The organism is Evansella clarkii, from assembly GCF_002019695.1.
In the GTDB taxonomy this organism is placed as follows: domain Bacteria; phylum Bacillota; class Bacilli; order Bacillales; family Salisediminibacteriaceae; genus Evansella; species Evansella clarkii.
Map to the genome: position 1 here is coordinate 1,042,272 of NZ_KV917376.1, position 26,695 is coordinate 1,068,966.

General features: G+C 42.9%; 26 protein-coding genes. 1 reads left to right on the forward strand and 25 read right to left on the reverse strand.

The annotated features are described in order from the left end of the window. Window positions 1-7 precede the first annotated feature (7 nt). The 19 genes from mfd to metG all read right to left on the reverse strand — a co-directional run bounded on the left by mfd (window position 8) and on the right by metG (window position 21,246). Window positions 8-3,565 carry a transcription-repair coupling factor gene (gene mfd, locus BK582_RS04945; protein WP_078593251.1) on the reverse strand — a complete coding sequence of 1,186 codons (3,558 nt, stop codon included), beginning with the start codon at window positions 3,563-3,565 and terminating at the stop codon, window positions 8-10. A gap of 145 nt (window positions 3,566-3,710) precedes the next feature. Next, on the reverse strand, window positions 3,711-3,941 hold the full coding sequence (locus BK582_RS04950; RefSeq protein ID WP_078593252.1) for an anti-sigma-F factor Fin: 231 nt from the start codon (window positions 3,939-3,941) through the stop codon (window positions 3,711-3,713). Between the two features lie 76 nt (window positions 3,942-4,017). Next, entirely contained in the window at window positions 4,018-4,578 is a 561-nt protein-coding gene (gene pth / locus BK582_RS04955; RefSeq protein ID WP_078597796.1) for an aminoacyl-tRNA hydrolase, read from the reverse strand. Window positions 4,579-4,705: 127 nt separating this feature from the next. After that, entirely contained in the window at window positions 4,706-5,374 is a 669-nt protein-coding gene (locus tag BK582_RS04960) for a 50S ribosomal protein L25/general stress protein Ctc (RefSeq protein ID WP_078593253.1), read from the reverse strand. A 140-nt stretch (window positions 5,375-5,514) separates the two neighbouring features. After that, window positions 5,515-6,465, reverse strand: a complete 951-nt coding sequence (locus BK582_RS04965) for a ribose-phosphate diphosphokinase (RefSeq protein WP_078593254.1) — start codon at window positions 6,463-6,465, stop codon at window positions 5,515-5,517. Window positions 6,466-6,586: 121 nt separating this feature from the next. Then, on the reverse strand, window positions 6,587-7,960 hold the full coding sequence (gene glmU, locus BK582_RS04970) for a bifunctional UDP-N-acetylglucosamine diphosphorylase/glucosamine-1-phosphate N-acetyltransferase GlmU (RefSeq protein WP_078593255.1): 1,374 nt from the start codon (window positions 7,958-7,960) through the stop codon (window positions 6,587-6,589). 312 nt (window positions 7,961-8,272) lie between these two features. Further along, entirely contained in the window at window positions 8,273-9,028 is a 756-nt protein-coding gene (locus BK582_RS04975; protein ID WP_078593256.1) for a YqjF family protein, read from the reverse strand. A gap of 64 nt (window positions 9,029-9,092) precedes the next feature. After that, a complete protein-coding gene (locus BK582_RS04980) occupies window positions 9,093-10,280 on the reverse strand; it encodes a NupC/NupG family nucleoside CNT transporter (protein ID WP_078593257.1) in 1,188 nt (395 codons plus the stop codon). Window positions 10,281-10,522: 242 nt separating this feature from the next. Continuing rightward, window positions 10,523-10,810 (reverse strand): septation regulator SpoVG, encoded by a 288-nt coding sequence (spoVG, locus tag BK582_RS04985; protein WP_078593258.1) that lies wholly within the window; start codon window positions 10,808-10,810, stop codon window positions 10,523-10,525. Window positions 10,811-10,981: 171 nt separating this feature from the next. Then, complete coding sequence (gene purR / locus BK582_RS04990) at window positions 10,982-11,797, reverse strand: pur operon repressor (RefSeq protein ID WP_078593259.1); 816 nt, start codon at window positions 11,795-11,797, stop codon at window positions 10,982-10,984. A 105-nt stretch (window positions 11,798-11,902) separates the two neighbouring features. Continuing rightward, window positions 11,903-12,772 (reverse strand): 4-(cytidine 5'-diphospho)-2-C-methyl-D-erythritol kinase, encoded by an 870-nt coding sequence (ispE, locus tag BK582_RS04995; protein ID WP_078593260.1) that lies wholly within the window; start codon window positions 12,770-12,772, stop codon window positions 11,903-11,905. A gap of 341 nt (window positions 12,773-13,113) precedes the next feature. Continuing rightward, entirely contained in the window at window positions 13,114-13,296 is a 183-nt protein-coding gene (locus BK582_RS05000; RefSeq protein ID WP_078593261.1) for a small, acid-soluble spore protein, alpha/beta type, read from the reverse strand. A gap of 167 nt (window positions 13,297-13,463) precedes the next feature. Next, window positions 13,464-13,745 carry a biofilm formation stimulator Veg gene (gene veg, locus BK582_RS05005; RefSeq protein ID WP_078593262.1) on the reverse strand — a complete coding sequence of 94 codons (282 nt, stop codon included), beginning with the start codon at window positions 13,743-13,745 and terminating at the stop codon, window positions 13,464-13,466. Window positions 13,746-14,263: 518 nt separating this feature from the next. Next, window positions 14,264-15,133: a sporulation peptidase YabG gene (gene yabG, locus BK582_RS05010; RefSeq protein WP_078593263.1), complete on the reverse strand. Its 870-nt coding sequence runs from the start codon at window positions 15,131-15,133 to the stop codon at window positions 14,264-14,266. 48 nt (window positions 15,134-15,181) lie between these two features. After that, window positions 15,182-16,066, reverse strand: a complete 885-nt coding sequence (gene rsmA / locus BK582_RS05015; protein WP_078593264.1) for a 16S rRNA (adenine(1518)-N(6)/adenine(1519)-N(6))-dimethyltransferase RsmA — start codon at window positions 16,064-16,066, stop codon at window positions 15,182-15,184. Further along, window positions 16,066-16,629 (reverse strand): ribonuclease M5, encoded by a 564-nt coding sequence (gene rnmV / locus BK582_RS05020; RefSeq protein WP_078597798.1) that lies wholly within the window; start codon window positions 16,627-16,629, stop codon window positions 16,066-16,068. Before rnmV ends, rsmA begins: the two co-directional genes overlap by 1 nt. Before the next feature lie 175 nt (window positions 16,630-16,804). Then, window positions 16,805-18,103, reverse strand: a complete 1,299-nt coding sequence (locus BK582_RS05025; protein ID WP_078593265.1) for a G5 and 3D domain-containing protein — start codon at window positions 18,101-18,103, stop codon at window positions 16,805-16,807. Between the two features lie 220 nt (window positions 18,104-18,323). Next, window positions 18,324-19,091, reverse strand: coding sequence for a TatD family hydrolase (locus tag BK582_RS05030; protein ID WP_078593266.1), 768 nt, complete (start codon window positions 19,089-19,091; stop codon window positions 18,324-18,326). A gap of 169 nt (window positions 19,092-19,260) precedes the next feature. Continuing rightward, the gene (gene metG / locus BK582_RS05035; protein WP_078593267.1) at window positions 19,261-21,246 is read right to left on the reverse strand and encodes a methionine--tRNA ligase; all 1,986 of its coding nucleotides are present in this window, start codon (window positions 21,244-21,246) and stop codon (window positions 19,261-19,263) included. Between the two features lie 860 nt (window positions 21,247-22,106). Between metG and BK582_RS05040 the strand changes: the two genes are divergently transcribed. Continuing rightward, on the forward strand, window positions 22,107-22,394 hold the full coding sequence (locus BK582_RS05040; protein ID WP_078593268.1) for an AbrB/MazE/SpoVT family DNA-binding domain-containing protein: 288 nt from the start codon (window positions 22,107-22,109) through the stop codon (window positions 22,392-22,394). Between the two features lie 137 nt (window positions 22,395-22,531). Here the strand turns inward: BK582_RS05040 and rsmI are convergent, their stop codons facing one another. From rsmI to holB, 6 genes are all read right to left on the reverse strand, one after another. After that, window positions 22,532-23,419: a 16S rRNA (cytidine(1402)-2'-O)-methyltransferase gene (rsmI, locus tag BK582_RS05045; RefSeq protein ID WP_078593269.1), complete on the reverse strand. Its 888-nt coding sequence runs from the start codon at window positions 23,417-23,419 to the stop codon at window positions 22,532-22,534. After that, on the reverse strand, window positions 23,385-23,675 hold the full coding sequence (locus BK582_RS05050; protein ID WP_078593270.1) for a GIY-YIG nuclease family protein: 291 nt from the start codon (window positions 23,673-23,675) through the stop codon (window positions 23,385-23,387). The genes rsmI and BK582_RS05050 overlap by 35 nt, the downstream gene beginning before the upstream one ends. Further along, window positions 23,662-24,402: a tRNA1(Val) (adenine(37)-N6)-methyltransferase gene (locus tag BK582_RS05055; protein ID WP_078593271.1), complete on the reverse strand. Its 741-nt coding sequence runs from the start codon at window positions 24,400-24,402 to the stop codon at window positions 23,662-23,664. The genes BK582_RS05050 and BK582_RS05055 overlap by 14 nt, the downstream gene beginning before the upstream one ends. An 89-nt stretch (window positions 24,403-24,491) precedes the next feature. Then, on the reverse strand, window positions 24,492-24,854 hold the full coding sequence (gene yabA / locus BK582_RS05060) for a DNA replication initiation control protein YabA (protein WP_078593272.1): 363 nt from the start codon (window positions 24,852-24,854) through the stop codon (window positions 24,492-24,494). Between the two features lie 14 nt (window positions 24,855-24,868). Continuing rightward, a complete protein-coding gene (locus tag BK582_RS05065; protein WP_078593273.1) occupies window positions 24,869-25,696 on the reverse strand; it encodes a PSP1 domain-containing protein in 828 nt (275 codons plus the stop codon). Window position 25,697: 1 nt separating this feature from the next. Further along, on the reverse strand, window positions 25,698-26,681 hold the full coding sequence (gene holB, locus BK582_RS05070; RefSeq protein ID WP_331249265.1) for a DNA polymerase III subunit delta': 984 nt from the start codon (window positions 26,679-26,681) through the stop codon (window positions 25,698-25,700). Window positions 26,682-26,695 lie beyond the last annotated feature (14 nt).

Genomic DNA, 26,695 nt, shown 5'->3' on the forward strand with positions numbered 1-26,695 from the left:
CTTTTTATCACATGGAAGCCTTTTCTCTGCTTTCTCCATCATTGCGGACTTCGTCAAGCTTCGATATAACTTCCTCCATAATTTTCAGATACTCTTTATCTTTTAGTGTCTTACGCTTAATATGAATGGTTATTTTATTGCCAGTCATAGAAAGATTAAGCTTATTTGATATCCTGTTCACCATGGAAAAAAGCTTTGAGCCATCAATCGCTTTTGTGGTCTCTTCGCTCAGGATTATTTTACAGAGCTGGTTTTTTTCTACGGCGGATTCTATACCTTCCTGAATACAATACTGTTTTAAGGACGCAACCTGGAACAGGTAGCCCACCTCATCCGGGTAATCACCGAAACGGTCGATCATTTCACTCTGAAGTTCGATTATGTCATGCTGGGATTCCACTGCTTTAAAACGTTTATACATATCAATCTTTTGCTTAGAGTCCGGTATATATGATTCAGGAATATAGGCATCCACCTGGATATCCAGTTCGAAATCCTTTTCTTCCCTTTTCGCTTTATCCGGTAATGGACCTTCCTTCCTTTCATCAATAGCTTCTTTCAGCATTTGTGAGTAAAGGTCGAATCCGACGGAAGCTATAAATCCATGCTGCTCTGCCCCAAGAAGGTTTCCTGCTCCTCTTATGGACAAATCCCGCATTGCAATTTTAAACCCTGAGCCTAATTCGGTAAATTCTTTTATAGCCTGAAGCCTTTTTTCCGCTACTTCTGTAAGCACCTTGTCCCGCTGGTGTGTAAAGTAGGCGTATGCGACACGATTGGAACGCCCTACACGTCCCCGGAGCTGATAAAGCTGAGACAGCCCCATTTTATCTGCATTATTGATCACCAGTGTATTTACATTAGGAATGTCCACACCTGTTTCAATAATTGTTGTCGTTACCAGAACGTCTGTATTGCCCTCAAGGAAATCGAGCATTACTGATTCAAGCTCTGTTTCTGTCATCTGCCCATGTGCGAATCTCACTGTCGCGTCCGGAACGAGCATGGAAATCTTGTCGGCCATCGTTTCGATATCCTCTACACGATTGTACAGGAAGTAAACCTGCCCGCCCCTTGTCATCTCTCTTTCTATAGCTTCCCTTACTAACGGTTCATTGTATTCTACTACATAGGTCTGAACAGGAAAGCGGTTTTCAGGAGGCGTTTCGATGACAGATAAGTCTCTTACACCGAGCATTGACATATGCAATGTCCTCGGAATTGGCGTTGCAGTCAAGGTCAGCACATCTACATTGGCTTTGAATCTCTTTATCTTTTCCTTATGGGTAACCCCGAAACGCTGTTCCTCATCGACGATAAGCAATCCAAGATCTTTAAATTCAATATCCTTGGACAGAAGCCGGTGAGTACCTACCACAATATCTATCGATCCCCGCTTTATACCTTCGATTGTTTTCGTCTGTTCTTTTTTAGAACGGAAACGGCTTAATAAGCCCATATTAATCGGAAAATCCTGGAACCGTTCGCGCATTGTTTCATAATGCTGCTGTGCCAGAATCGTAGTTGGAACAAGAAATGCAACTTGCTTTCCATCCATAATAGCCTTAAAAGCCGCCCTTAGAGCAACTTCTGTTTTGCCGTATCCAACATCCCCGCAAAGGAGCCGGTCCATTGGACGGTCTCTTTCCATATCCTTTTTAATTTCTTCTATTGCCCTCAGCTGGTCTTCTGTCTCCTGATATGGGAAGGAAGATTCGAATTCCCGCTGTTCCGGCCCGTCTTTCGAGAAAGCATACCCTTTGCTGGCCTCTCTCTCCGCATACAGTTTAATAAGGTCATCGGCAATATCCTGTACGGAAGACTGAACCTTCTTTTTGACCTTCTTCCAGTCATTTCCTCCAAGCGCATAAAGCTTAGGTTCTTTCTCTTCAGAACCTACATATTTCTGCACCTGGTCAATCTGTTCTACCGGGACATAAAGTTTGTCGTTGCCGGCATAGGAAATATGCATGTAATCTTTATGGATGCCCCCGAGTTCCAGAGTCTGAATGCCGAGGTATTTTCCAATACCATGATTTACATGCACTACCCAGTCGCCAACCTTCAGTTCTGAATAACTCTTAATACGCTCGGCGTTGGAAAGTTTCTGCCTTCTCTTCGGCCGCTTTGTTTTCTTTGTGAAAACCTCTTCTTCTGTAATAACGATAAGGCGCTGCATAGGCAGTTCAAATCCGGACATCAAATGGCCGGTAACTATTTGTGCCTGTCCTTTGATAGGAGGGTGGCTGTTGTCTGTTATTGCTGCCTCAATCTCGTAATCTTGAAGTACTTGCTGCATTCTTTCCGCCCGTTCCTTATCGGCACTGACGAAGGTGACAGCGTAGTTTGCTCCTTTCCAGCGGTCAGTCTCACTTTTTAAAAGGTTCAGCTGGCCGTGGAAATTCTGCATGGATTTACTCTGGATATTAACTATATTTTTAGGGTTAGTAGAAGGAACATGTCTTAAAAATAAGCTTAGATAAAGTTTCGGTCTGGCCGTCTCCTGAAAAATTTCATCCCATGTTTTTGAGAATTTAACTTCTGATACAGCTGCTCCCTGAGAGAGCATCGCGGTGTGCCATTCTGCTTCTTCTTTTTCCAGATTTTCAGACATTTCCTGCACACGACTCACTTCATCAACAAATATTAAACCTTCTTCAGGCATATAGTCTATTAATGTATTTCTCGTTTCATAGAAAAGAGACATATACTTATACATGGAATCAAAGGACGTTTTCTCCCCGAGCAGCTCGATTTCCTGACCTATCTGTTCTGCCATCTTTTCTTTCAGCGATGGGTCCTTCAGCTTCGCCAGAGTCTGTGACAACGCTTCCTTCAGCCTGTCCCTTCCCTGTCTGTAGTTTTCATCGAAGAGAAGGACCTCTCTTGCAGGACCGATTTGGATTTTCTCCGCCTGCGTGTTGGACCTTTGTGTCTCCACGTCAAAAAATCGAATGGAGTCAACTTCGGTATCAAACAATTCTATTCTGACAGGACTTTCTTCAGTAAGAGGGTAAATGTCAATGATTCCTCCTCTGACACTGAAGTGTCCTGGAGCTGATACCATTGCTTCCCTCTGGAAACCCATTGACGTAAGCTGGGATAGAGTTTCATCCAGGTCGATGTCCCTTCCGGTTTGAAACTCCAGTTGACAGTCCTTCCAGACAGAAGCAGGAGGCAAAAGCCTTCTTACACCCGCCATCGGAGCAATTACGATAGCTTTTTCACCATATGCCCATTTGTTCAATGCCTCGATCCGCTGGCTCCTCATTTCAGGACTGGCTACTGCAATTTCTGAAGCTATTAATTCGTTAACTGGATATATATATACTTTCTCTTCACCTATGAGAGAAACGAGGTCATCGTAGAGTTTTTGCGCGTGAAATAAGTTATGTGTTATAACGAGCTGGGATCTGTTTGTTTGATTAAAGACAGAAGCGAGGAGCAGTGATCTTGCTGATCCTGTTAAACCAGAAATCATCTGTTCTGATAGATTCGCCTCAATGCCTTCAATAATACTTGCCACGTCATCCCCCTGGCAGACTGTCCCGATAATTCCTTTCATGCTATTCCCCCCTCTTGCAGTGGTTTCGTTTGATGTAGTTTTCGAAATATTGGTCACGCTCACCAGTACCGGCTGTTCGTTTAACTGGATTTTTTCAGCAGAAAAACGCTTTGGCGTATTTCACCAAAGCTTGTCGAATGACGTCCTAATGAATAAAAGATTCATTCGCATGATAATCAGGATAATCCTTTAATGTAGTTTCACATGCTTCACAGATAACTTTAACATGTAAATGGCCCTGCGAATCATAATTAATCATATCTTTACGCTCCTCATCAGACAACTGGTTAAAACCAAGTTGCTGCTCGTCAGCCTGCCAGCTGCTTAATGTTCCCAGATTTGCCTGGCAGTGCCTGCAATAGTAATGCACTGACATCGTAGCCCTCCTCCATACTATGCTTCAATATATACAAATAGTATGAACGGAAGAGTATACCAGTATGCATGAAAAGCTATTTATTATACTCGTTCATTACATTCAGAAACGTGGTACTCGTCCATGCTTCCACTGCCTCTGCAGCTCTTTCTGCAGCCTGGTTAATCGCTTCTTTTTCATTGTCACGGAATTTCCCAAGAACATAATCAGGAACTGCCTGTCCTTTGTCCGGCCGGCCTATTCCGATTCTTATCCGGTTAAATTCTTCTGTACCAAGCTGTGAAATGATTGACCTGATACCATTGTGCCCCCCATGGCTTCCCTTCTGCCGGAGGCGTATCGTACCAGGGGCAAGGTCCAGATCATCATAAATAACAAGCAGATCTTCTTTACCGATTTTATAAAAGTTCATTAACGGCACAATAGACTCTCCAGACAAATTCATAAATGTCAGAGGTTTAAGGAGGAAAACTCTCTCCCGTTCCAGATTTTTATAACCGTATATTCCTTTAAACTTTGTCTGATCTAACTCTATTCCAAGTTTCTCTTCACATCTGTCAATTACGTCGAATCCTACGTTGTGTCTGGTACCCTCATATTGCTTACCAGGGTTACCCAGCCCTACTACGAGCTTCATTGATCTGCCTCCGCTTTCATCGTCTTTCTTCCGTTTAAGAAGTTTCTGAAAAAACATGTTCCACCCCCTGCAACGAGTAAAAGAGGCATAACCTGGACGGCTATACCTCTGTCCTCGTAACTCCATGCTATTCTTCTTTCTCTTTCGCCTCTTCTTCAGGCGTCTTAGCTTCGTCGCCTTCCTCAGCATCCACTAAAGCAGGTGTGCCCTCTTCCGTTTCACCGCCAAGGCCAGGTTCCTCAGGTTCTTCTGTCGGAGGAAGAATCGAAATGATTACTTCTTCCGGATCGTTATTGATTGTGTATTTTCCATCAACCTCAAGATCTTTTACCTGGACGGAGTCATTAACCTCCAGGTTTGAAACATCGACTTCGATGTTCTCAGGTATATCGTTTGGCAGTGCTTTTACAGAAAGTTCATAAACAGCCTGCTGCATCACTCCGCCATCCTTAACACCTGCAGAATCTCCGGCAGTAATTACAGGCACATCAGCATCAAGCTCGCTCTTCATATCCAGAGCGTAAAAATCCACATGAAGGATTTCACCTTTAATACTGTCCATCTGAAGGTCATAAACGATAACGTCCGTTTGCTCACCTTCTAGGGCAAGCTTAAAAACGCCGTTCTTTCCGTTTTCCCTGAGTGTTTTAGTAAGTGCTATCTCGTCAACTGTGACTGATTCATTGCCGAAGGCCTTGCCATACACTACACCAGGTACATGTCCCTGTTCCCTGATTTTTGTCAGCCTGGACCCTCTGCGATCTCCTCTTTTTGCCGCTTCAAGTACTGTAGTCATTTATCTAACCACCTCATCCTTATTGGTTCTTATACTGTTTTACCCAATTTATGATGATTTGAAACGTGCTGTGTCTCTGTATGTTTACTGAAGACCCTTTCTGCTGGTGCCTTAATTGCTCAGCTCAGCCTGTCAGGTTATTAAGTAAACAGCTGGCTTACGGAGCGCTGTTCATGGACATGAGTAATCGCTTTTGCCAGCAATGGGCCGACAGAAAGTTGTGTAATCATGTCTATTTTCTTTTCTTCCTGTAAAGCAATACTGTTTGTTACCACAAGCTCTTTAATTTTAGAATTCTGTATTCTTTCAATTGCAGGCCCTGATAAAACCGGATGCGTACAGCAGGCGTATACTTCTTTAGCGCCCTTTTCAATCATTGCATTAGCTGCCAGTGTAACCGTGCCCGCAGTATCGATAATATCATCAATAATTATCGCTGTTTTTCCTTCTACATTACCTACAATGTTCATAACTTCAGCTGTGTTAGGTTTTGGGCGGCGCTTGTCAATAATTGCTATAGGCGCTTTTAAACGGTCAGCCATTTTACGGGCTCTTACAACCCCTCCATGGTCTGGTGAAACAATAACGACGTCTTCAAAATTCTTTTCCTGGAAGTAATCGGCCAGAATTGGAACTCCGACAAGCTGATCGACCGGAATATCGAAGAATCCCTGAATCTGTGTCGCATGAAGATCCAGTGTAATAACTCTCGTAGCCCCTGCTGTCTCAAGCAGGTTAGCAACCAGCTTCGCAGTGATAGGTTCACGTGCGCGTGCTTTTCTGTCCTGGCGGGCATAACCATAGTAAGGTATAACAACATTGATTGTTTTCGCGGAAGCTCTTTTTAATGCATCAATCATAATTAACAGTTCCATAATATGTTCATTCGCTGGTGAAGAAGTAGACTGAATAACATATGTGTCACAGCCGCGAATACTTTCTTCCACGTTCATTTGAATTTCTCCGTCACTGAAACGGGATACGGAGCTTTTCCCCATTTCAATCCCTAAATGATCCGTAATCTCGTTAGCCAGGTCACGGTTGGAGCTTAATGTGAATACTTTTAAAAATTCATCGCCATACTTTGCCATGGTTATAAAAACCTCCAGTAGTTTTTCTTAATTGAAAATCAGCTTATCTTCTTAATCTGTTCTGTTAAAATCAGCACCTGTATCCTGGAAGAGGCAAACCTGCCTTCATCCTTGATAACAGTTACTTTTCATTTTTTTGTCTGCTTACATATCCCTCTTTGTTCGTCTGGCGGCCGCGGGCGATAGCCAGCGATTCTCCAGGAACGTCTTCTGTAATAGTAGAACCAGCTGCTACATATGCTTCTTTCCCAATCGTAACAGGGGCAATAAGATTGGAATTACAGCCTATAAAAGCATCGTCTTCTATTTTTGTTAAATATTTATTTTTACCGTCGTAGTTCACTGTAATGGAACCGCATCCAACATTGACATTACCGCCAATTTCCGCATCACCAAGATAGCTGAGGTGGGAAGCCTTACTGCCATCTCCCATGGTCATCTTCTTCAGTTCTACAAAATTGCCAACCTTGATCTCATTTCCAAGTTTCGTCTTAGGTCTGAGGTGTGCAAACGGCCCGATAGATACCCGGTTTCCAACCTCACTGTCATGTACGACAGATTGCTTGATGACATTGTCGCTGCCAATTTTGCTGTTTTCAATTTCTGTATGAGGGCCAATCTCACATTTTTCCCCTATCAATGTCTCTCCTTTAATAACACAGCCAGGATAAATCACCGTATCCCTGCCAACAGTTACGTCTGCGGATACATAAGTATTCGCCGGATCAATTAATGTAACTCCATCTCTCATTAATTGTTCGTTTATCCGCTTCTGCATAATAACTTCAGCTCTGCTTAGTGCTACACGGTCATTGACTCCGATGGTTTCATTGAAATCGGCAGTCTGATAAGCAGCTACTGGTTCTCCCTGTTCTTTCAGGATCTCAATTACATCGGGTAAATAATATTCGCCCTGGGAATTATCATTGCCTACTTTTGATAAAGCATCAAAAAGTGCCTGATTGTCAAAACAGTATGTGCCTGTGTTTATTTCAGTAACTAGTTTTTCTTCTTCAGCGGCATCTTTATGCTCCACAATTTTTTCTACATGGTTTTCCTGATTACGGATAACCCTGCCGTACCCCGTTGGATCGTCAGCTGCAGCTGTTAAAATTGTTGCCTTGGCCTGCTGCTGTTCGTGCTCTTTAATAAGGGATTCTATCGTTTCCTGTGTTAACAAAGGAGTATCTCCACATAAAACTACCGTAGTCCCCTGTTCACTGCCTATTAATGGTTCTGCCTGCATAACAGCATGTCCGGTTCCAAGCTGCTCTTCCTGAAGTACATAGGAGACTTCTTCTCCAAGTTCTTCTTTCACCATTTCTGCGCCATGGCCGACAACAGCGATCATTTTACTTGTATCCAGTCCTTTTAACTGATTTGTAATATGCTGCACCATAGGTTTACCGCATACAGGATGCAGTACTTTATATAAATCGGATTTCATTCTTGTGCCTTTTCCGGCTGCCAAGATAATCGCATAACGTTTATTCATAAATTTAACCTCCAGGGGGCTGTTTTTCCATTACGAATATATCTTAAAACCGGCTTCTTTTCAAGAAAGGACTGCTTTTGCATAAGAAGGAAATAAAAGACAACCCCTTTTTTAAAAAGGGATGAGGCAATATTTATTTGTTTTCATAAAGAAAACTTGGCAAGCCAAGCCTTAAAAGAGGCGAAGCATTGCCTTAGTTGCACTTATACTATAATCCTAAAAATTTTATCAGCGTCGAGACGGCTACGTTGCTGAAATTTTATACTTTCTTATAGTAAAAAAAATGACCCGCATACCTGCGGGCCAAGATATTTATTCAGAGCCAGGATGCCAAAGCTCATTAAAACTCACATCTGCTATTCCGTACTTTTCGAAGGGATGAAAGCCTACCATTTTTTCTTTGCAGTATTGAATAATAGGCTTATCACTAATATCCCTGCCGGACTGGAAGCTGGTCATCCCATTCATGCTCCACTCTGCTTCCGCTTTCTTCAGCCTCCATGGTGAATGGGAAATAGGCCCCTTTAATATCTTATCCCCCTTTAAGGTCCACAAACAGTATCTCTCAGTCAGCCACTCTGTTAATGAGCCCTTCTCCATGTCTATTTCCTGAGAGGCAATGTGCTTAATATAAACTGAAAAATATGCATCCCGCGCTGCTTTCTCTGTTCTTCTGCTTTCATAAAACAAACCATCCCCTGTTTCTTCCAGGGTAATTTCCGCTTTTAAATACGGAAGTGAGAAGGCACTACGGGCTCCGGCTGCTGCCAGCCTGCTGTCTGTGTCAAGGGAAAGAAAATAAACCCCCGGCTCTCCATAAAAATTTACATACGTCCTTACATTTATTTCGAGAAAATCACTGAACGGCAATTTCCCAGGCATTCCTCTGAAACCATTCCAGGATGCCCGGAAAGGAACAATGCTTATCCAGGCTCTTCCGTTATACGTTTCAATATTAAAGGGCGACGGCACATAGGGCCTTAGTTCTTCAACCTGAACCGGCCAGTGCAGAAATAATAAGTTCTCCCATTGCTGTCTGGCCACCCAAGGCCATTTGGGATCTCTCATCAAATTCCCCCTATGAGATTAGTGGACCGGACGTCCCTTCCATACAGATAATTCCACAGTTAAATTATAAGAACATACCTACAATTGTCGCGGATAAAATGGAAGCAAGAGTAGCCCCTGTTAAAAGCTTCAGACCGAAGCCGGACACATCTGCTGCTTTTCGCGCATCGATTCCTTTAACTGTCCCTGCAATAATACCGATAGATGAAAAATTGGCAAAGCTCGTTAAAAAGACAGAAACAACCCCTACTGTTTTCTCAGACATGCCGTCCAGCATAGTCTGGAATTCAAGCATAGCAACGAACTCGTTGGTAACTATTTTAGTCCCCATCACTGCCCCTGCCTGAATAACTTCATTCGGCGCTATTCCCATCAACAGTCCTATTGGAGCAAGTATATAACCAAGAATCTCCTGCAGGGTAATTCCCGCGAATACAAGCTGGATAATCCAGTTCACAAGCTCCAGGGAAGCGATAAAAGCAATAAGCATAGCCGCAACAATTAAAGCAATTTTACCGCCTTCGAGAGCCCCGTTTCCCATAGCTTCAAAAATACTCTTGTCATCGGAAACGTTTTCAATCTCCACACGGTCTTCTTCTTTAGGCACATTAACAGGTGCTATAAGAGAAGCCATAATTAATGCACTGAACATGTTAAGCGGCAATGCAACCAGTACATATTGCGGCGGAAGCATCTGCAGATAAGCACCAACAATTGATGCTGAAACTGAACCCATGGCTGAAGCACTTACAATATATAATCTGTTTGCTGTTAAATGATTAAACTGTGTTCGAATGGCGATTAAAGCTTCAGACTGGCCAAAGAACATACTGTTCACCGCATTAAAAGATTCCACTTTGGGCAAACCTGTTACTTTAGAGATGAGTCCACCCAAATATTTGATTATGTTAGGAAGAATTTTTAAATATGTCAGAACGGAAAGCAGTGTGGCAAAAAATACGATGAGCAGCAGAACGTTGAAGAAAAAGACGCCACCCTCTCCTGTTTCAATGCCCCCGACCACAAATCCAATTCCTTCCATACCAAATTCGATAAGTCTGTTAAACCCTGCTGAGATACTGTTGATAACCGACTGACCGATTCTTGTTGTAAACATAAACCATGTCGTTATCACCTGAAGCACAAGCATAATGCCTATGCCTCTGTAATTAATGTTTTTCCTGTCATTTGACATTAAATATGCTAGTCCGAGAACAACAACTATAGCTGCAATACCGAGTAGAAAATCCACGGAAACCTCCCTGAGTAAAAGTATTATATTTGTACATGCTGTACCGACTTAGACGAGTTTAGCAACTTCAATTATTTCCCGCAAGTATAAACCGGTAAAAAACTTTCTCAGCAGGATACTCCTTTTAGCATAATCTACCCCAAACTACCGGAAAGTAAATCAATAAATAATAACTATGACTGCAAATCGAAGTTTTTTCGGGACAAAAAAATAAACCTAGCTTAATCAGCTAGGTTTGATGCTTAAGAAGCGCCTGCTTCTTCAAATTCCAGTTCTTCACCGGCTTTTTCATACTCAGCCAAAACCGCGGACTGAATTTTCTCACGGGTTTTTGAAGAGATCGGATGAGCAATGTCTCTGAATTCCCCATCAGGAGTACGCTTGCTCGGCATAGCCACGAACATGCCATTATTTCCGTCGATAACCCGAATGTCGTGAACAACAAATTCATCATCGATGGTAATAGATGCGATTGCAAGCATACGACCCTCCGTATTCACCCGGCGAAGTCTCACATCTGTTACTTCCATATCTGCCACCACCTTTTCCAAATAAATAAATTGCTATTACATCGATTCTACATTGGAATTGGAAATCCTTCTTTTTCAGAAAGAAAAATGGCAAAATTAAATTTTCTTTTTATTTTTTACTCTTTTAAATCAAAATGTTTAATTCAGATGCTTTCCGCGGCTGCCTTATCATCAGGCAAAAAGGTTGCCCCGTTCTGCTTTTATTCTTTTGTTTTTTATATCAATCTCAGAAAGCCTTGTTAAAGAAATATAGTTATCCACTAGTTTTTCTTCTTCATGAACTGCCTCAGTCAGCACCCCTACCCCGGCTACTGTACACTGAAATTCATTCGACAGATCAATCATTCCTCTGATTGTGCCTCCAGCCTTCATGAAGTCATCCACTATAAATACCCTGGACTCAGGTTTCAGGCTTCTTCTGGCAAGAGACATCGTCTGAATCCGCTTATTTGATCCTGAAACATAATTAATGCTTACAAGAGACCCTTCCGTGATCCGATGTTCATGGCGGACGATGCTCACAGGTACGTTCAAATGCTCAGCAACAGCATACGCCAGAGGAATCCCTTTCGTTGCCATTGTCATAACAGCATCAATATCCCCCGGACGATACCTGGCGGCAAATATCCTGCCCAGTTCTCTCATCAGCATAGGATCGCCAATAACATCCATCATATATAAATAGCCCCCTGGCAAAAGCCGGTCAGGGTCTTCGAGCTTCTGGCAAAGTCCGTCAATTAATTTTTCCGAGCTTTCACGGTCAGCCGCAGGGATAAACATTACCCCTCCCGCTGCACCGGCAGTAGTCTCAATCGTCCCTGTGTACCTGCTCTCAAATACCTCTTTTATAATTGCGATGTCTTCACTGATGGAAGACTTAGCTGATTTATAAGCTTCTGAAAAATAAGTCAGAGGGATTTGCTGGTGCGGGTGAGACAGAAAATAATTTGTCATATCGACTAAACGTCCGCTTCTCCGGTACTTCATGTCCTACCTCCATCGCTTAATACGCCTTTTGTAAACTCCAAAAACCGAACATTATAAAAGTAATATACCACTACCGTCCGGATTTAACAAGTTACTGTGCATATTCTAGCCATGTTTGGTGCCAAGAATACGAACAACATATACTTCTTCCATAAAACCTTTTAACCCATGATACAAACGGTCAGCCCTTGCTTCACTTTGTGTCAGACCGAATACAGTGGGGCCGCTCCCGCTCATAACTGACCCATCCGCGCCGAACTGGAGCATTCGTTGTTTAATTTTTGCAACCTGCGGATGCATATTAAATGTCACTTCCTCCATGACATTCTCAAGCTTTTGACAAACGTCCGGAAAGGCTCCCTGATTAATAGCATTTATCATTCCGGCAGTATCAGGGTGTTTCATGTTTTTGAGATCAAGCCTGCTGTAAATATCTTTTGTGGAAACACTCATTGGAGGCTTCACGAGAACAACCCAGCAAGATGGAGGTGCAGGGAGAAATTCCAGTTTTTCGCCTCTTCCTCTTGCAACAGCCGTCCCGCCATGGACACAGAAAGGAACATCAGAACCAATTTTAAGTCCAAGCTCAGCAAGCTCTTCCATAGTAAGACCCAATTCCCATAATTGGTTAAGTCCTCTCAGCACTGCTGCCGCATCTGTGCTCCCTCCGGCAAGCCCCGCTGAGACAGGTATTTGTTTATCAATAAATACAGATACGCCTTTTTCCGTACCTGTATGATCTTTAATTACTTTTGCTGCCTGATAAGCAAGATTATTTTCATTGGACGGGATAAAACCCTGGTTCACGTCTATATTAATTTTGTCTTCTTCTAAAGAAATGAGGCCGATCCTGTCTGACAGATCAATTGTTGTCATAATCATTTCCACTTCATGATAGCCGTCATTACGCTTCCCGGTTACATCAAGGGTTAAATTTATTTTAGCCGGGGCTTTTACAATAATGCTTTCCCTCATTTAATTCACCTGCTTTTTCCATAAAAACTTTCTTCCGTATTTTATCACTTGTGGTTCCATGATACTACATTTACCACCACTTTTCTTTCAGGATAAAAATTGCTTTATTAATATAGCTGTTGATTTTCGTTAAAAGACGCTCGCTTGCCTCGGGCAAAGCTTCAGCTAACGCGTAATATCACCCCGGTGGATCTTCAGCTTTTTCTTTTCCCGACCGGCAAGAGCATCGCTCCTCCGCAAATGCAGACAAAAATCAATAATTTGCTAAACAATAAAAAAACCGGGGGAGACCCCCGGTCCTTCACTTTGCCACAGCCTGAATAGTGAGATAATCTGGCTGATTACTGGTTCTGATCGTTATGCAGCTGCCTTTCAGCCAGTTCAATTGCCCGTTTTACCATATTACCTGCATCCCTTGCCCGAATGCCTCCCCATCCTTCTCGCTGGACGGTATCGTAGAAGCCAAGTTCTTTTGCCAGCTCTTCCTTAAAGCGATCTGACATGACGCCTCGTCTTCTCCCCATTCGTAACAACCCCTTCCATGGCTGTGGCATCCTTATTGTTTCCAGGGCCTGAAAAATTAAAGCAGGAAAATTTCCCTTGCAGAGAGCAAAAAAAAAACGATTATCCTGAAAAACACCTAAGCCGTTTCACCGGATTAGACGTTTTTTTAGATAATCGCTTATATAAATTATATCTTTTCAGCAGCTCCTAACGGCTCTTCAGCCGCAGTTTCAGCTCCGTCCATAGTCAGCTTGACTGTTTCAGTAAGTACGTCTGTGTAACTATAGGATACTCGTTCAACAGCATATTCATCCTGGTCCAGTTTGATGGTGAAAACTGAGGGATATGTTCCTTCCAAAAGCCCGGATCTTTCAATCGTTTTTCTTCTACCTCCGTTTGCCTGAATGGTAATTCTCTTGCCTACGTTCTCGTCCAGTGATCTTTTAATTTCAATCAATGTTTTAGCCATCCACTACACCTCACTTGTCCTAATTATAACACAGGACGTACGCTTCGTCAAATAAAACTAAAATTATAACAACGAAACTCGTCAGTGTCAACAAATTTTTCTTGCTTTCAGTCGATAATTTTTAGCATGCACAAATGTTCAGAAACTATGTACAAACAAGCACAAGAAAAGTGCAAGCGCCTTGGTCACGAGTGACACTCTTTACCTGGACCGAGTAACCGCAGGCCCAATCACTGCCTCTTCCTCTTCGAGAATAGCTGCGCAGTGGATCCGTCGAGGCAACTCGCAGCGTTTCAAGAGGCTGTGCTCGTTGGACAGCTTAATCGAGGATGCCTGACAGAAGCCGCTCTTTGGCTTCAGGTGCTCCTGCGATTAATCGTCACAAGGCCCCAATTCAGGTAGCTGCCTGAAGTGACCTCGAGCTCGCAGGCGCTGGAGCTAGACGATTTTCGTGGGAAAAATATTTTTTCTTTATTTTATTAAAAAACGCAACCTCCTGGCTGCGCCTGATTCTCTGGTTATTCTTCTTCTTCATATAAATTAGGCATGCCTCTTCTGAGAGTCCCGTTAGTTTCTACTCCCCCGAGCCCTTTTTGCCCTGTTAAAGAAGTTTTTAAAATGTCCCAGACACCCACTCTTTCCATAAAAGGTGTCAGACTAACTTTAGAAACGACATATACGGGGTCCAAAGCATGTATATTAACCCGGTCAGGAGAACTTGCAAAATTTGCGCCAGCCTTTAACAGCGACTGAAAATTCGACTGGCATGCACCGGCAAATATTACAAGGTGGTCCATATAGGGAACCACTTTGCGCGCTTCCATTACTGTATCGACAAAATGCCTTGAATTTCTGTAAGCTTTCATTTCCTGTTCACTGCCCTTAGATTTACTATACGCATCATGTCCTGTTATAACCAGGATTTCAGGCCTCACCATTTCTATAAGGGAAGCCACCTGAAGCGGCATCTCCTTTTCATGAAGATGCACCCCGTAAACGGGTACACCTAAGCGGTCATAAACCTGGGTGCATTTCTTTAAATATAAGGAGTCTCCGTCCATATGAAGGACTTTTCCGGGCATTTCAAAATACTGCTTTTTTTTTGTATAGCCTGAGGTAACTTCATACTCGCTTTTTTCCCTGATTAATTTCCGGTCCTGTCTGAAAAGCTGGTAACAGCTCTCCACCTGGTCTTTATATTTTTCAGCCCTTCTCTTTCTCTCCTCATCCTTTATAGGCACTAGATCACTTACTGGAGCATCAGCCAGAAGCCTCATATCTTCACCTGTTAACTCAGCTTTATCTCCATTTATTTGTTTAATTCGAAATAAAATATCACAATTATACGATGCTCTTCCTACTATCTGACCTACTTTAAAGTCCGCCATGACACACGCCTCCTCACACGATAAATTATGCAGGGAGGCGCTCTGTTGCTACTTTTCTGCCAGTCTCCTGAGGAATCTGCTGCTCAGCGCGGCGAATTCTTCCATATGAAGGGACTCTCCCCTTCGCTTTGGATCTATTCCTGCTTCCTGAATTACTTTTTCCACCTCTGATTTTTCAAGATCTTCACCAAAGTGACGGGACATATTATTTAACAGAGTTTTTCGCCGCTGGGCAAACGAGGCCCTGACCATCTCAAAAAAGAAAGCCTCATCCTCCACCTGCACAGGAGGAGTATCTCTGATGGTGAGACGTAAGATAGCTGAATCTACATTAGGCTGAGGAACAAAAACAGTTTTAGGAACCGTGAAGGCAGTATCAGCATCAGCATAATACTGAGCGGCTATGGAAAGAGAGCCGTAATCCTTTGTCCCCGGCCCGGCAGCTATTCTGTCAGCTACTTCCTTCTGAACCATTACTACTATGGTTCTTACTGGAAGGTTCTCTTCGAGCAATTTCATCAATATCGGTGTAGTTACGTAGTAAGGAAGGTTTGCTACTACAGCGAGATCTTCCCCTTCCTGAAATTTCCCGGAAACAACCTGCTTTACATCTGCCTTCAGAACATCTTCATTAATTACTTCCACGTGGGGATAGGAGGACAGAGTCTCTTTTAATATAGGAATAAGGCGCTGATCTATTTCAAAGGCAACCACCTTTTGAGCCCGTTTTGCCAATTGTTCTGTTAACGCTCCTATTCCTGGCCCTATTTCAATCACTCCTGTGCTTTCCGTTACTTCGGCTGCATCGACGATTCTGTTAAGGATGTTAGTATCAATAAGGAAGTTCTGTCCTAAACTTTTCTTAAAAGAAAATCCAAACCGTTCTAATATCTCTTTTGTTCTTTTCGGTGTAGCTATATCTTTATCAGTCATTAATAATCTCCTCTTTCTACTCGTTTCAGAGCCGCTGTATATTCGTTACGGTTAATCCGGAACTGATGGAGCCTTTTTAACAGCTGTTTCCCGTTTGTATAGCCTATATTCAGTTCCTTTCCGAGAGCATCTCTTTTTTCACGGGACCCCCTGCCTCCGATCAGCCCTGCTGCAAAAAGGTCTTCCTTAGTAATTTCTTTTTCTTCTTGATATTCAAGCCCGTACGAAGGTTTTGCCTCGTTAATTGCCCTTATAATATCTTCGCCGGAGGCATGCTCTACCCCAACTTTATTTTTCTGATGATCAATGGCATCTTCCTTTTGTAAAAAAGCGTGCTTGCACCCTGGCACTTTTTCCTCAATTGTACGCCGGATTTTTTCTCCAGGGTAATCTGGATCTGTAAAAATAATGACCCCTCTTCTCTCAACTGCCAGCCTGACCTGTGAAATCACATGGTCGGCTACAGCCGAGCCGTTTGTTTCTATCGTGTCACATACCAAATATTTTTTTAAAATATTTGTGTCGTTTTTACCCTCAACTACAATTATTTCCTCTACTGGCAGCTTCATTATTACCTCTACCCTCTCTGATAGCCTGTACAGCTATTTTATCTCTGTTTCGATATGTCTATTACTATACCTAATCATGTTAGAAGTGCAAGTTCCCAGGGGGATATTGCGATTGCGCCGTGTTAACTCCGAAACTCCAAAAAGAAAAAACACAGAGATAACTCTGTGTTTAATCAAGCACTCGAACTTCTACGGTCCGCCTGCCAAAAGACCTTACCTTGTTAGTATCGGGAATGAATATATCAATCTTATTCCCGTTGATAGCCCCGCCAATATCCGCCGCTAAATAGGTTCCATAGCCTTTTACTTCCACTCTGGACCCTAACGGTATGACGTTCGGATCGACTGCTATAACTTTGGCGTTCGGGTTATTTTTCAGATTAACTCCTGTATAAGTAATGCCTGAACAACCACTGCAATTAGCCGTATAGGCAGTAGCTGTAAAAGTACGCCAGCTGCCCTGGTTACTGCCTGAGCTTCCCCCGGAAGAGGAATTTGAGGATGACGAATCCGATGCAGCTGAAGCATTGGAACTTGATGATGAATTAATGGAGGACGTATTTTCCGCTGAAGCAGATGCCCCTCTGGAAACTACAGGCTGCGGCTCTTTTGTACCTACAGCCACTACCCTGTCTTCACTTTCAGCCACTATTTCTTCCTTAATCAATTCCCTTGATGCCTCTTCTCCATCCTCTAAAATAACTTCATAGTATTTTGCAAGAGTCCCATTTTTTCCGCTGTTTAGTACTTTTTCTGTCCCTCGTTCTACAGAGCCATCATTTTTTCGTACAGTTGCAAAATCTATTTCTTCTTCCACAACATCGGTGACTTTTTCCACCCGGACCACGTTAATCTCGGTTTCCTCTGCCAGAAGATCGTCGAGGGAAGGTTCTACACGGTCTAATTCGCCAAGGGCAATATTCTCATTTTCCAAAAAGTCAGCGACCGTTGTTGAAGTCGTCCAAACCTCTTTTTCTTCTCCATCACTATACAGCGTAATGAGGAAAGCAGTTTCATAGCTTACCAGTGTATTCTCTGTTATTATTTCATCTGGATCAGGACTAATCTTATCATGCTCGTTTACTTCTATTTTCAGCTCAGCAAGCAGTTCCTCTACTGTACCGGCTGTTGTCCAGACTTTTTGGCTTTCGCCATCCGTATGTATTTCTACCTGCTTTGCTGGTGTTATGGTGATTTCCATCGTATCTTTGATGTCTGTATCCTGGGGCGGGTCGATGTCATCGTGAATACTCACTTCAATATCACGTTCTTCTAAAACCTCTCCGACAGTTGATGCATGTGTATAGACGGTACTTATGTCCTCTTCCATACCAATCGTTACTGATGCTTTCGTTAATTCATACACAGCGAAAACAACAATACCAATCAACGTCAGGAGGCCAACGCTGGATACGGCAAGCTTTCTCCACGAAATACGTGAATAGAGCTGCTTCATCCATTGATTCATGGCTGAACCCCTCCTTCAGAAACCGAATTATACGCCCGCTCGCCCCCTTTGTCAATTAATATATCAATCCCTTACTCTCAGCAATTATTACGTAATTCTTATGCCTGTTGAAGGAAAACTTCTCGACAACCCTTATGGATACTGATGCGGGAAGTTGTTGAACAAAAGCCGGCGCCTCGGTTTTCGGACAAGCTCAGCCAGAATTTGCTAGCTGTCTTTGTCAGTTAATCCCGAAAAGTTTTTCTGCATTCTTTGTTGTCTGGTGAGCAACTTCCTCATAATCAAGCTCTTTAAGCCGGGCTATTTCCTCGGCCACTAATTTTACGTATGCCGGTTCATTTCTTTTTCCTCTATACGGGTGTGGAGCTAGGTAGGGAGCATCTGTTTCAATAAGCATTCTTTCCAAAGGAATTTCCTTTGCTGTCTCTTTTGTTTCTTTCGCATTTTTAAACGTGACTGGCCCCCCAAAGGAGATATAGAAGTTCATGTCCATACAAGCTCTGGCAATTTCAATGCTTCCTCCAAAGCAGTGCATGATTCCCCCTGTTTCTTCTGCCTTTTCCTCTTTAAGGATCTTCACCACATCCTCGTCAGCGTTTCGGTTGTGAATTATAAGGGGGAGTTTCACTTCTTTAGCCAGCTGGATCTGCTTTCGGAAAGCATCCTTCTGAGCTTCTTTTGGGGATTTATCCCAGTGGTAGTCAAGCCCTGTTTCTCCAATTGCTACTACCTTAGGGTGTGAAGCCAAGTCCCTGATCCAGTTCAGATATTCCTGATTCAGGTCGATGGCGTCAACAGGATGCCATCCAACAGCAGCGTATATAAAGTCATATTTCTCTGTGAGTTCCATTGCTTTATTGATCGTTTTTTCGTCAAACCCGACGACTGTCATTTTTGAGACTCCGGCCTCGTTTGCCCGCTCAATTACTTGTTCTATATCTTCTTCGAACTGATCGGCATTTAAATGTACGTGAGTATCAAACAACATGAATAAGTCCTCCTTATATTATTTAATATGAGTATCCCTTTTGCTCAGAATTATCATTATTACTTTAAATAAGGTGTGTTAATGAACTTTATAGACATTCTGAGCTAATGACATAGTCATCTTATTTAAAAGGGACGCCCTTCCTGAGGGGAAAGGCGTCTTTTTTGGTTTATTTAACTTTAGATCCGTTCGGCAGAGATTCTGCAATAGTCGCTAAAGTAAGCTCTTCTTCATTGGATGCTGCAAGAATCATTCCCTGTGACAGCTCTCCCCGAAGCTTTACCGGCTTCAGGTTAGTTACACAGATTACTTTCTTTCCAACAAGATCTTCCGGGCTGTAATGCTTGGCAATTCCGGAAACTACCTGGCGCTGTTCATAACCAAGGTCCAGCTGGATCTTCAGCAGCTTATCTGCCTTTTTCACTTTTTCAGCTCCGATTACTTCTGCTACACGCAGTTCCACTTTTGTAAAGTCATCTATTGTAATTTCATCGGACTCGGGAGCCTCTATTACTGCTTCTGTCGAGTTGCCCTCAGATGATTTTTCCTGATCTTCTTCAGAAACGAGGACTCCCCCCATCGCTTCCACAATGTACTTTACCTCTTCTTTTACATCAAGGCGAGGGAAAAGGGGTTCTCCCTTACTAACAACCTTGGTTCCGCTTTTCAGCTGGCCAAACTGCCTCAAGGACTCCCATGAAGTAATATCTTCACTAATACCAAGCTGCTGCCAGATCTTTTTAGGTGTAGCTGTAAGGAATGGCTGAATAAGAATGGAAATGTACCTTAGTGATTCCGCTAAGTGGTACATAACAGAGCCGAGCTGTTCTTTTGCTTCTTCATCCTTAGCCATAATCCACGGCTGCGTTTCATCAATATATTTATTTGTTCTGCTCACTAGCTGCCAGATTGCAGTCAGTGCCACGGAAAACTCCATATCTTCCAACGCAGCTTCTACTTTTGTCACTGTAGCGTTCACCTGATCAACAAGGGACACATCCACCGCTGTCGCATCTTTTACGTACTGAGGCATTTCTCCGTCGAAATACTTATTAATCATGGCAACAGTTCTGTTAAGCAGGTTTCCAAGGTCGTTGGCAAGATCATAGTTCACTCTGTCCACAAACCCTTCCGGTGTAAATACTCCGTCAGAACCAAATGGTACTTCTCTGAGAAGGTAATAACGGAGGGCATCAAGGCTGTAACGGTCGATCAGCGGAACAGGATCAACCACATTCCCTTTAGATTTAGACATTTTGCCATCTTTCATTAACAGCCAGCCGTGGCCGAAAACTTTCTTAGGAAGCGGAAGATCCAGTGCCATTAGCATAATCGGCCAGTATATCGTATGGAAACGGACAATTTCCTTACCAACGAGATGGACATCCGCCGGCCAGAATTTCCTGTACTTGCTGTCATCTCCGCTTCCGTACCCTAATGCTGTAATATAGTTAGACAGCGCATCAATCCACACATACACCACATGTTTAGGGTCGCTTTTAACTTTTACACCCCAGTCAAACGAAGTCCTTGAAACAGCCAGATCTTCCAGCCCAGGTTTAATAAAATTGTTGATCATTTCGTTTTTCCGGGACTCCGGCTGGATAAATTCCGGGTTCTCCTCGTAGTACTGGAGAAGCCTGTCTGCATATTTACTCATCTTGAAAAAGTAGGATTCTTCCTGTACTTTCTCTACTGGACGTCCGCAGTCAGGACATACATTTCCTTTTGCCTGGTACTCGGTGTAAAAAGATTCACATGGAGTACAATACAGCCCCTCATACTTATCGAGATAGATATCGCCCTGCTCCAGAAGCTGGTCAAATATTTTCTGGACAATTATTTTATGCCTGTCTTCTGTTGTCCGGATAAAATCATCGTAGGAAATGTCCAGTTTATCCCAGAGCTTTTTAATCCCAGCCACAATATCATCAGTAAATTGCTGGGGAGTAACACCTTTTTCCTCTGCTTTCCGTTCAATCTTCTGCCCATGCTCGTCTGTACCAGTTAAGTACATTACCTCATAGCCCCTCAACCTCTTATACCTGGCCATTGCATCACCAGCAACGGTTGTATAAGCGTGGCCGATATGCAGCTTATCACTTGGATAGTAAATCGGCGAAGTAATGTAGAAAGTCTTTTCATTTTTACTCATTATTAATACCTCCTTGATCTATAAAACAATAAATTGCTTACGTCTTGAGATTTTCACATACGGTGCCTCCAGGAGCGTCAGAAACAAAAAAATCCCCCGTCCGCCTTGGGACGAGAGTTCATACTCACGTGGTACCACCCAGATTCACTGTTATTAAAACAGTCTCCAGAGGCTGAAAACAGGACTGCGTTAAAGCATCTGTATTTTCAGCCTGCTCCGTTAACGCCGGATTTACGTTACCCCCTTACATCTTTTTGCTCGAAGGTAATTTCCTCGCTGGACCATCTTCAAGAGTTCAGTTCATACCAGTTCTCAGCAGCCTGGCTCTCTGTCAAAAACTTTCCTCTTTACTCATCCCGTCATCGGAAACAGATTATTTGCTTTCTGTATTCAGAATATATCTAATAGAGTAGACAGTGTCAAGCTGTACACTCTGCAGAGGCTCTTCTTAGAAGTATTCCCATGTATTTGTAAAACTAAAAGCATCTTTTTAAAAACAAAAGCACCGGATGAATTAGCTGGATTTCCAGGAGGCCATAGAGTAAGCGGGGAAAATATTTTCACATTTATTATAGTTTATAAGACAAAAGCACGCTTCCTGTTACGAATAATCAATAGAGTTAAGAAAATAGAGTCAGTTTAAAACTTTCAAATTAAAATTATTTAATAAACTGAATAAACCCTTTAGTATCAACGGATTAACCAAATCCCCCCCTCTTCCCCGCCACAAACATTTCCGAAAAAAAGCGAATTAAATTATATTTTAATTGACTTCTTTTGGAAAAGTTGGTATTCTAAGTTTGAAAGAATAGTGTCGAAAATCTATGCTAAACTAATATATTGACCGGGAGGAAAATAGTATGAAATCTACTGGAATTGTTCGTAAAGTTGACGAATTGGGCCGCGTAGTAATACCTATTGAGCTTCGCCGTACCCTTGATATTGCAGAAAAAGATGCGCTTGAAATTTATGTGGACGACGAGAGAATTGTACTGAAGAAGTACAAGCCTAACATGACTTGCCAGGTAACAGGAGAGGTTTCCGATGATAATCTGTCTATTGCCGAGGGCAAAATTATCCTGAGCCCTCAGGGAGCAAAAGAAATTATAAGAGATTTAGAGGATTACCTTGAAAAGCAAGATAAGTAATACATAAACCCAGCTCAATTCATGAGCTGGGTTTATTTAATCCCTAAGAAAAAATATCCTTTACTATGAAAATTGTCCAGCTCCATCACCTACTCGCTCGAGGTCACTTCGCTCGTGAGAAAGGCGCTTCCGCTTTGCTATTCCACATGATAAATCTGATAAACGTCTCTTTTTTTCATTCCTCTGTCAGCAGCCGTTTGTTTAATTGCATCCTTAGATGATAGTCCTTCTTCCATATAGTGTTCAATATGTTCCTCAATTGGCATAGAGGCCCACCACTTTTCTTCCTCCTGCTCCAGCTGTTCCTCTTCTGAAGCACCGGAGATTACAAGGACACACTCTCCTTTTACTCCCTCTTCTTCAATAAATGCCAGTATACTTTCCGCGTTTCCCCGAATGATCGTCTCATATTGTTTTGTTATTTCACGGCACAGAGCCATCTCCCTGTTTCCCATCACTTTCAGGATAGCTGTCAATGTCTCTTTGAGGCGGTGAGGAGCTTCATAAAAAATAAGAGTATCCGGATATTTTCTCCACTTTTCTAATGCTTTTTCACGTTCTTTCTTCCTTCGGTCGAGAAACCCGGAAAAGGTGAAAGCTTCTGTAGGAAGAGCCGAGACTACAAGAGCTGTCAGGGCAGCATTGGCACCTGGAAGAGCAATAACAGGTATCTCTTCTGCTGCGAATCGTGCTGCCAGATCTGCCCCGGGGTCAGAGATTGCTGGCATGCCTGCGTCGCTTACAAGCGCAATCACCTCTCCCCCTTTTGCCTTATCGACAAGGATATTTTCCCGCTCCAGCTTGTTATGTTCGTGGTAACTTATTAATGGCGTTTCTATGGAAAATGCGTGGCATAACTTTTTAGTATGGCGAGTATCCTCGGCTGCAATGATGTCTGCACTTTTCAATATTTCCACCGCGCGATAGGTCATATCCTGAAGATTTCCTATCGGCGTGGGCACGAGGTAGAGACATCCTTTTCCTTCCATATCACGATAACTCTGCTGAATTTGCACCTTTATCATTCCCTCCATACTTTATGAGAACTTCTTTTTGCTTCCTTGAAAGCTGTTTAATCTCATACTCCCGCTTTAAAGCCGTTCCTTTTGAATCAAAGATTTCTTCATATACTACCGCGAAAGGACCTCTGCCTTTCGTATATTTTGCCCCTTTTCCTTCTTCATGCATCCTCATTCGCTTTTTTACATCCTGAGCATAGCCTGTATAATAAGTGTTATCCCCGCACTCCAGAATATAGACATAATGCTTACCACTTTTCATAAAGCTCTTTAAACTCCTTTGTATACGTATTTCCCGCTCCGTAGACGATAATTGGGGGCAGAGTCCTTAAACCTGACTTTCCTCCTCTGACGGCTTCCACAAGGACCATATTGGCTTCCCTGTCTGATTTAGGGTATACGAATTGTACTCTCTTTGGCTCCAGGCTGTATTTTTGCATGACGCTGAATATCTCGGCCATACGCTCCGGGCGGTGAACCATAGCGAGCCTCCCTGTCTGTTTTACAAGCCTTGATGAAATATTTATTATATCTTCCAGTGTGGCAGCTACTTCATGTCTCGCATAGGAGACCATTTTATTATCGTTTTTGCCCTTTTCGGAAGTGACCTTAAAATATGGAGGATTACAAGTGACAAGATCATAACTGTCCCATGAGACCTCATTCTCCAGATCAAGGAGGTTTTTGTTAATAATATTTATCTGATCATCCAGCCCGTTATGATTTATGCTCTTACTAGCCAGGCCTGCGAGCACTTCCTGAATTTCCACCGCATCTATCTTAGCCTTTGTTCTCAGTGACATCTGCAGGGGAATGGCCCCATTACCAGCACAAAGGTCGATAATTTTCCCCTTGTCCCCAGGGACTTTCGCAAATCCGGCCAGCAGAACCGCATCTATGGAAAAAGAAAATATATCCCTTCTTTGAAAAATATAACGTTTTTTTCCCGGCAGATAGTCCAGCCGCTCTTCTGAGTTAGTCTGCTTCATTTAACCAGCTTCCTTATTGTTTTTTCTGAATCTCCCTATACAAGAAGGAGCCTTCCCGCGCTCGACCGGAAAGACCCCTTTCTAAATAATTATTTTTTGTTTAAAAAAGATAAACAAAATAAACAATCGCCTTCTTTGCGGATACTTCCGTAGTGCAGGTTGCATATATGGAACCCTTCCTGATATAGGCGGGCAAGGTTATCATATCCCTCACCGAAATCAGACCGGCCGGAATCAGATTTCTTCTGCTTTCCGGTCTGCCTCTTTTCTTCCTGAGTATGTTCCTCTGTACGTTCCAACCGCACTCTTAAGTGCTCATTTTCAATCTGGAGGCTGTGGTTTTCTTCCAGCAGCAGAGCAAGCTGCTCCTTCAGTTCCCCAAGTTCATGGTGAAGGCCACCTATTCGTTCCTCCATCTGGCTTACACGAGCGAAAATCTCATGTTTGTTCAAGATCCCACACCTCATTACTTCGTGGTTTCCGCGGTTATTGCCCCTTCTTCCATCAGCTCGTCTAAAGTAAACTCTATGACACGCCCTGATTCAAATATTTCAACTTGTACAAGACGTTCGAGCATATTGAGTCCAACTACCTTTCCTTTTCCATAGCTTGTCTTCATCTGCTCATTTAAGTCAGGCAATTCCTTCTTTGCTGACTCATACATATCATTTTCATATTTCAGACAGCACATGAGTCTCCCGCAAAGACCGGATATCTTAGTTGGATTTAGAGAAAGGTTCTGATCCTTTGCCATTTTTATCGATACTGGTTCAAAATCTCCCAGGAATGTAGAGCAGCAAAGCATCCTTCCGCACGGCCCAATACCGCCGAGCATTTTTGCTTCGTCCCTGACGCCAATCTGTCTAAGCTCAATTCTCGTTCGGAAAATTGATGCTAAGTCTTTGACCAGTTCACGGAAATCTATACGGCCGTCAGCCGTAAAGTAGAAGAGAACTTTATTACGGTCGAATGTGTATTCCACATCCACCAGTTTCATATCAAGCTCATGATGGGAAATTTTTTCCACACAAACACTGAATGCTTTCTGTGCTTCTTCCCTGTTCTCTTTTACAATGAGCTTATCTTTTTCCGTGGCGAGCCGAAGCACATTTTTCAGCGGCAGAACTACATCTTTCTCATCCACTACTTTAATGCCGCTTACCACTTTGCCAAATTCCACCCCGCGGGCAGTTTCGACGATGACAAAGTCATCTTTATTTATATCTAATTCACCTGGCGAAAAATAATATATTTTGCCGGCTTTCTTAAATCGAACACCTACAACTCGATGCACGTTATCCCTCCTGTAGACGAAGAAGCAATTGCTCCATTAATAGCTGGGGAGCGGTATTTGCATCCAACTTGCGTTTTGCATCCATAACCGCCTGGAGGTTAGCTCCCAGCTTACGTTGTGACAGCTTTAATGCCTGCTCCTGAAGCTTATCTTTCTGATCTGTGTAAACGATAAGATCTGTCTGATCCACCTGCATTCGCAGAACGTCCCTGTACCAGATTAAAAATAAGTCTAAGCCGAGCTGCATGTCCTTTTTTTCTTTGAAAAAAGGCATCCATACCTCCTGCAATGTAAGGAACGCATATTTTGGACGCATAGAAACTTCATCAATTAATTGTATCACTTTATTTCTGGCCTGTGCAATCCAATTCTCACTGCAAAGCTGGATTCCTTCTTCCAAATCATAGGTTATTTGCGATACAGTCCGGGCATCAGTATCAGAAATGCCTTCTTCCACCAGTTTTCCCACTAATCTTTCAGGTGATAACGGCGCAAACGTCAAAACTTGAGAACGGGAAACGATCGTTTTGAGTATTCGGTGGAACTGCGTAGTCATCAAAACAGCCAGGGCTTCCCCGTCTGGTTCTTCGAGAAACTTCAGGATACTGTTTGCCGCCCCTGGCGTCATTTTCTCCGCATCGTCCACTATATAAACTTTCTTGCTGGATTCTACCCCTCTGAAGCTGAATTCCTTTTTCAGGTGCCTGATCTGATCAACTTTTATCGATTGCCCTTCTGCCTCTATAAAGTGAACATCCGGATGATTTCCAGACTCTATTCTTTTACAATCCGGGCAATTAAGACAAGGATCAGGCCCACTGGATGCTGTACAAAAAAAGGATTTGGCCAGGACTTTGGCCGTTTCTTTTTTTCCGCACCCTCTCGGTCCTTCAAACAGATAAGCATGCGCAAGACGGTCCTTTTTCAAACTATTTACAAGCATTTTCGCAACAGCAGGCTGAGTCTCCTTTAACTTCTCCCACATAAACATTTCTCCAT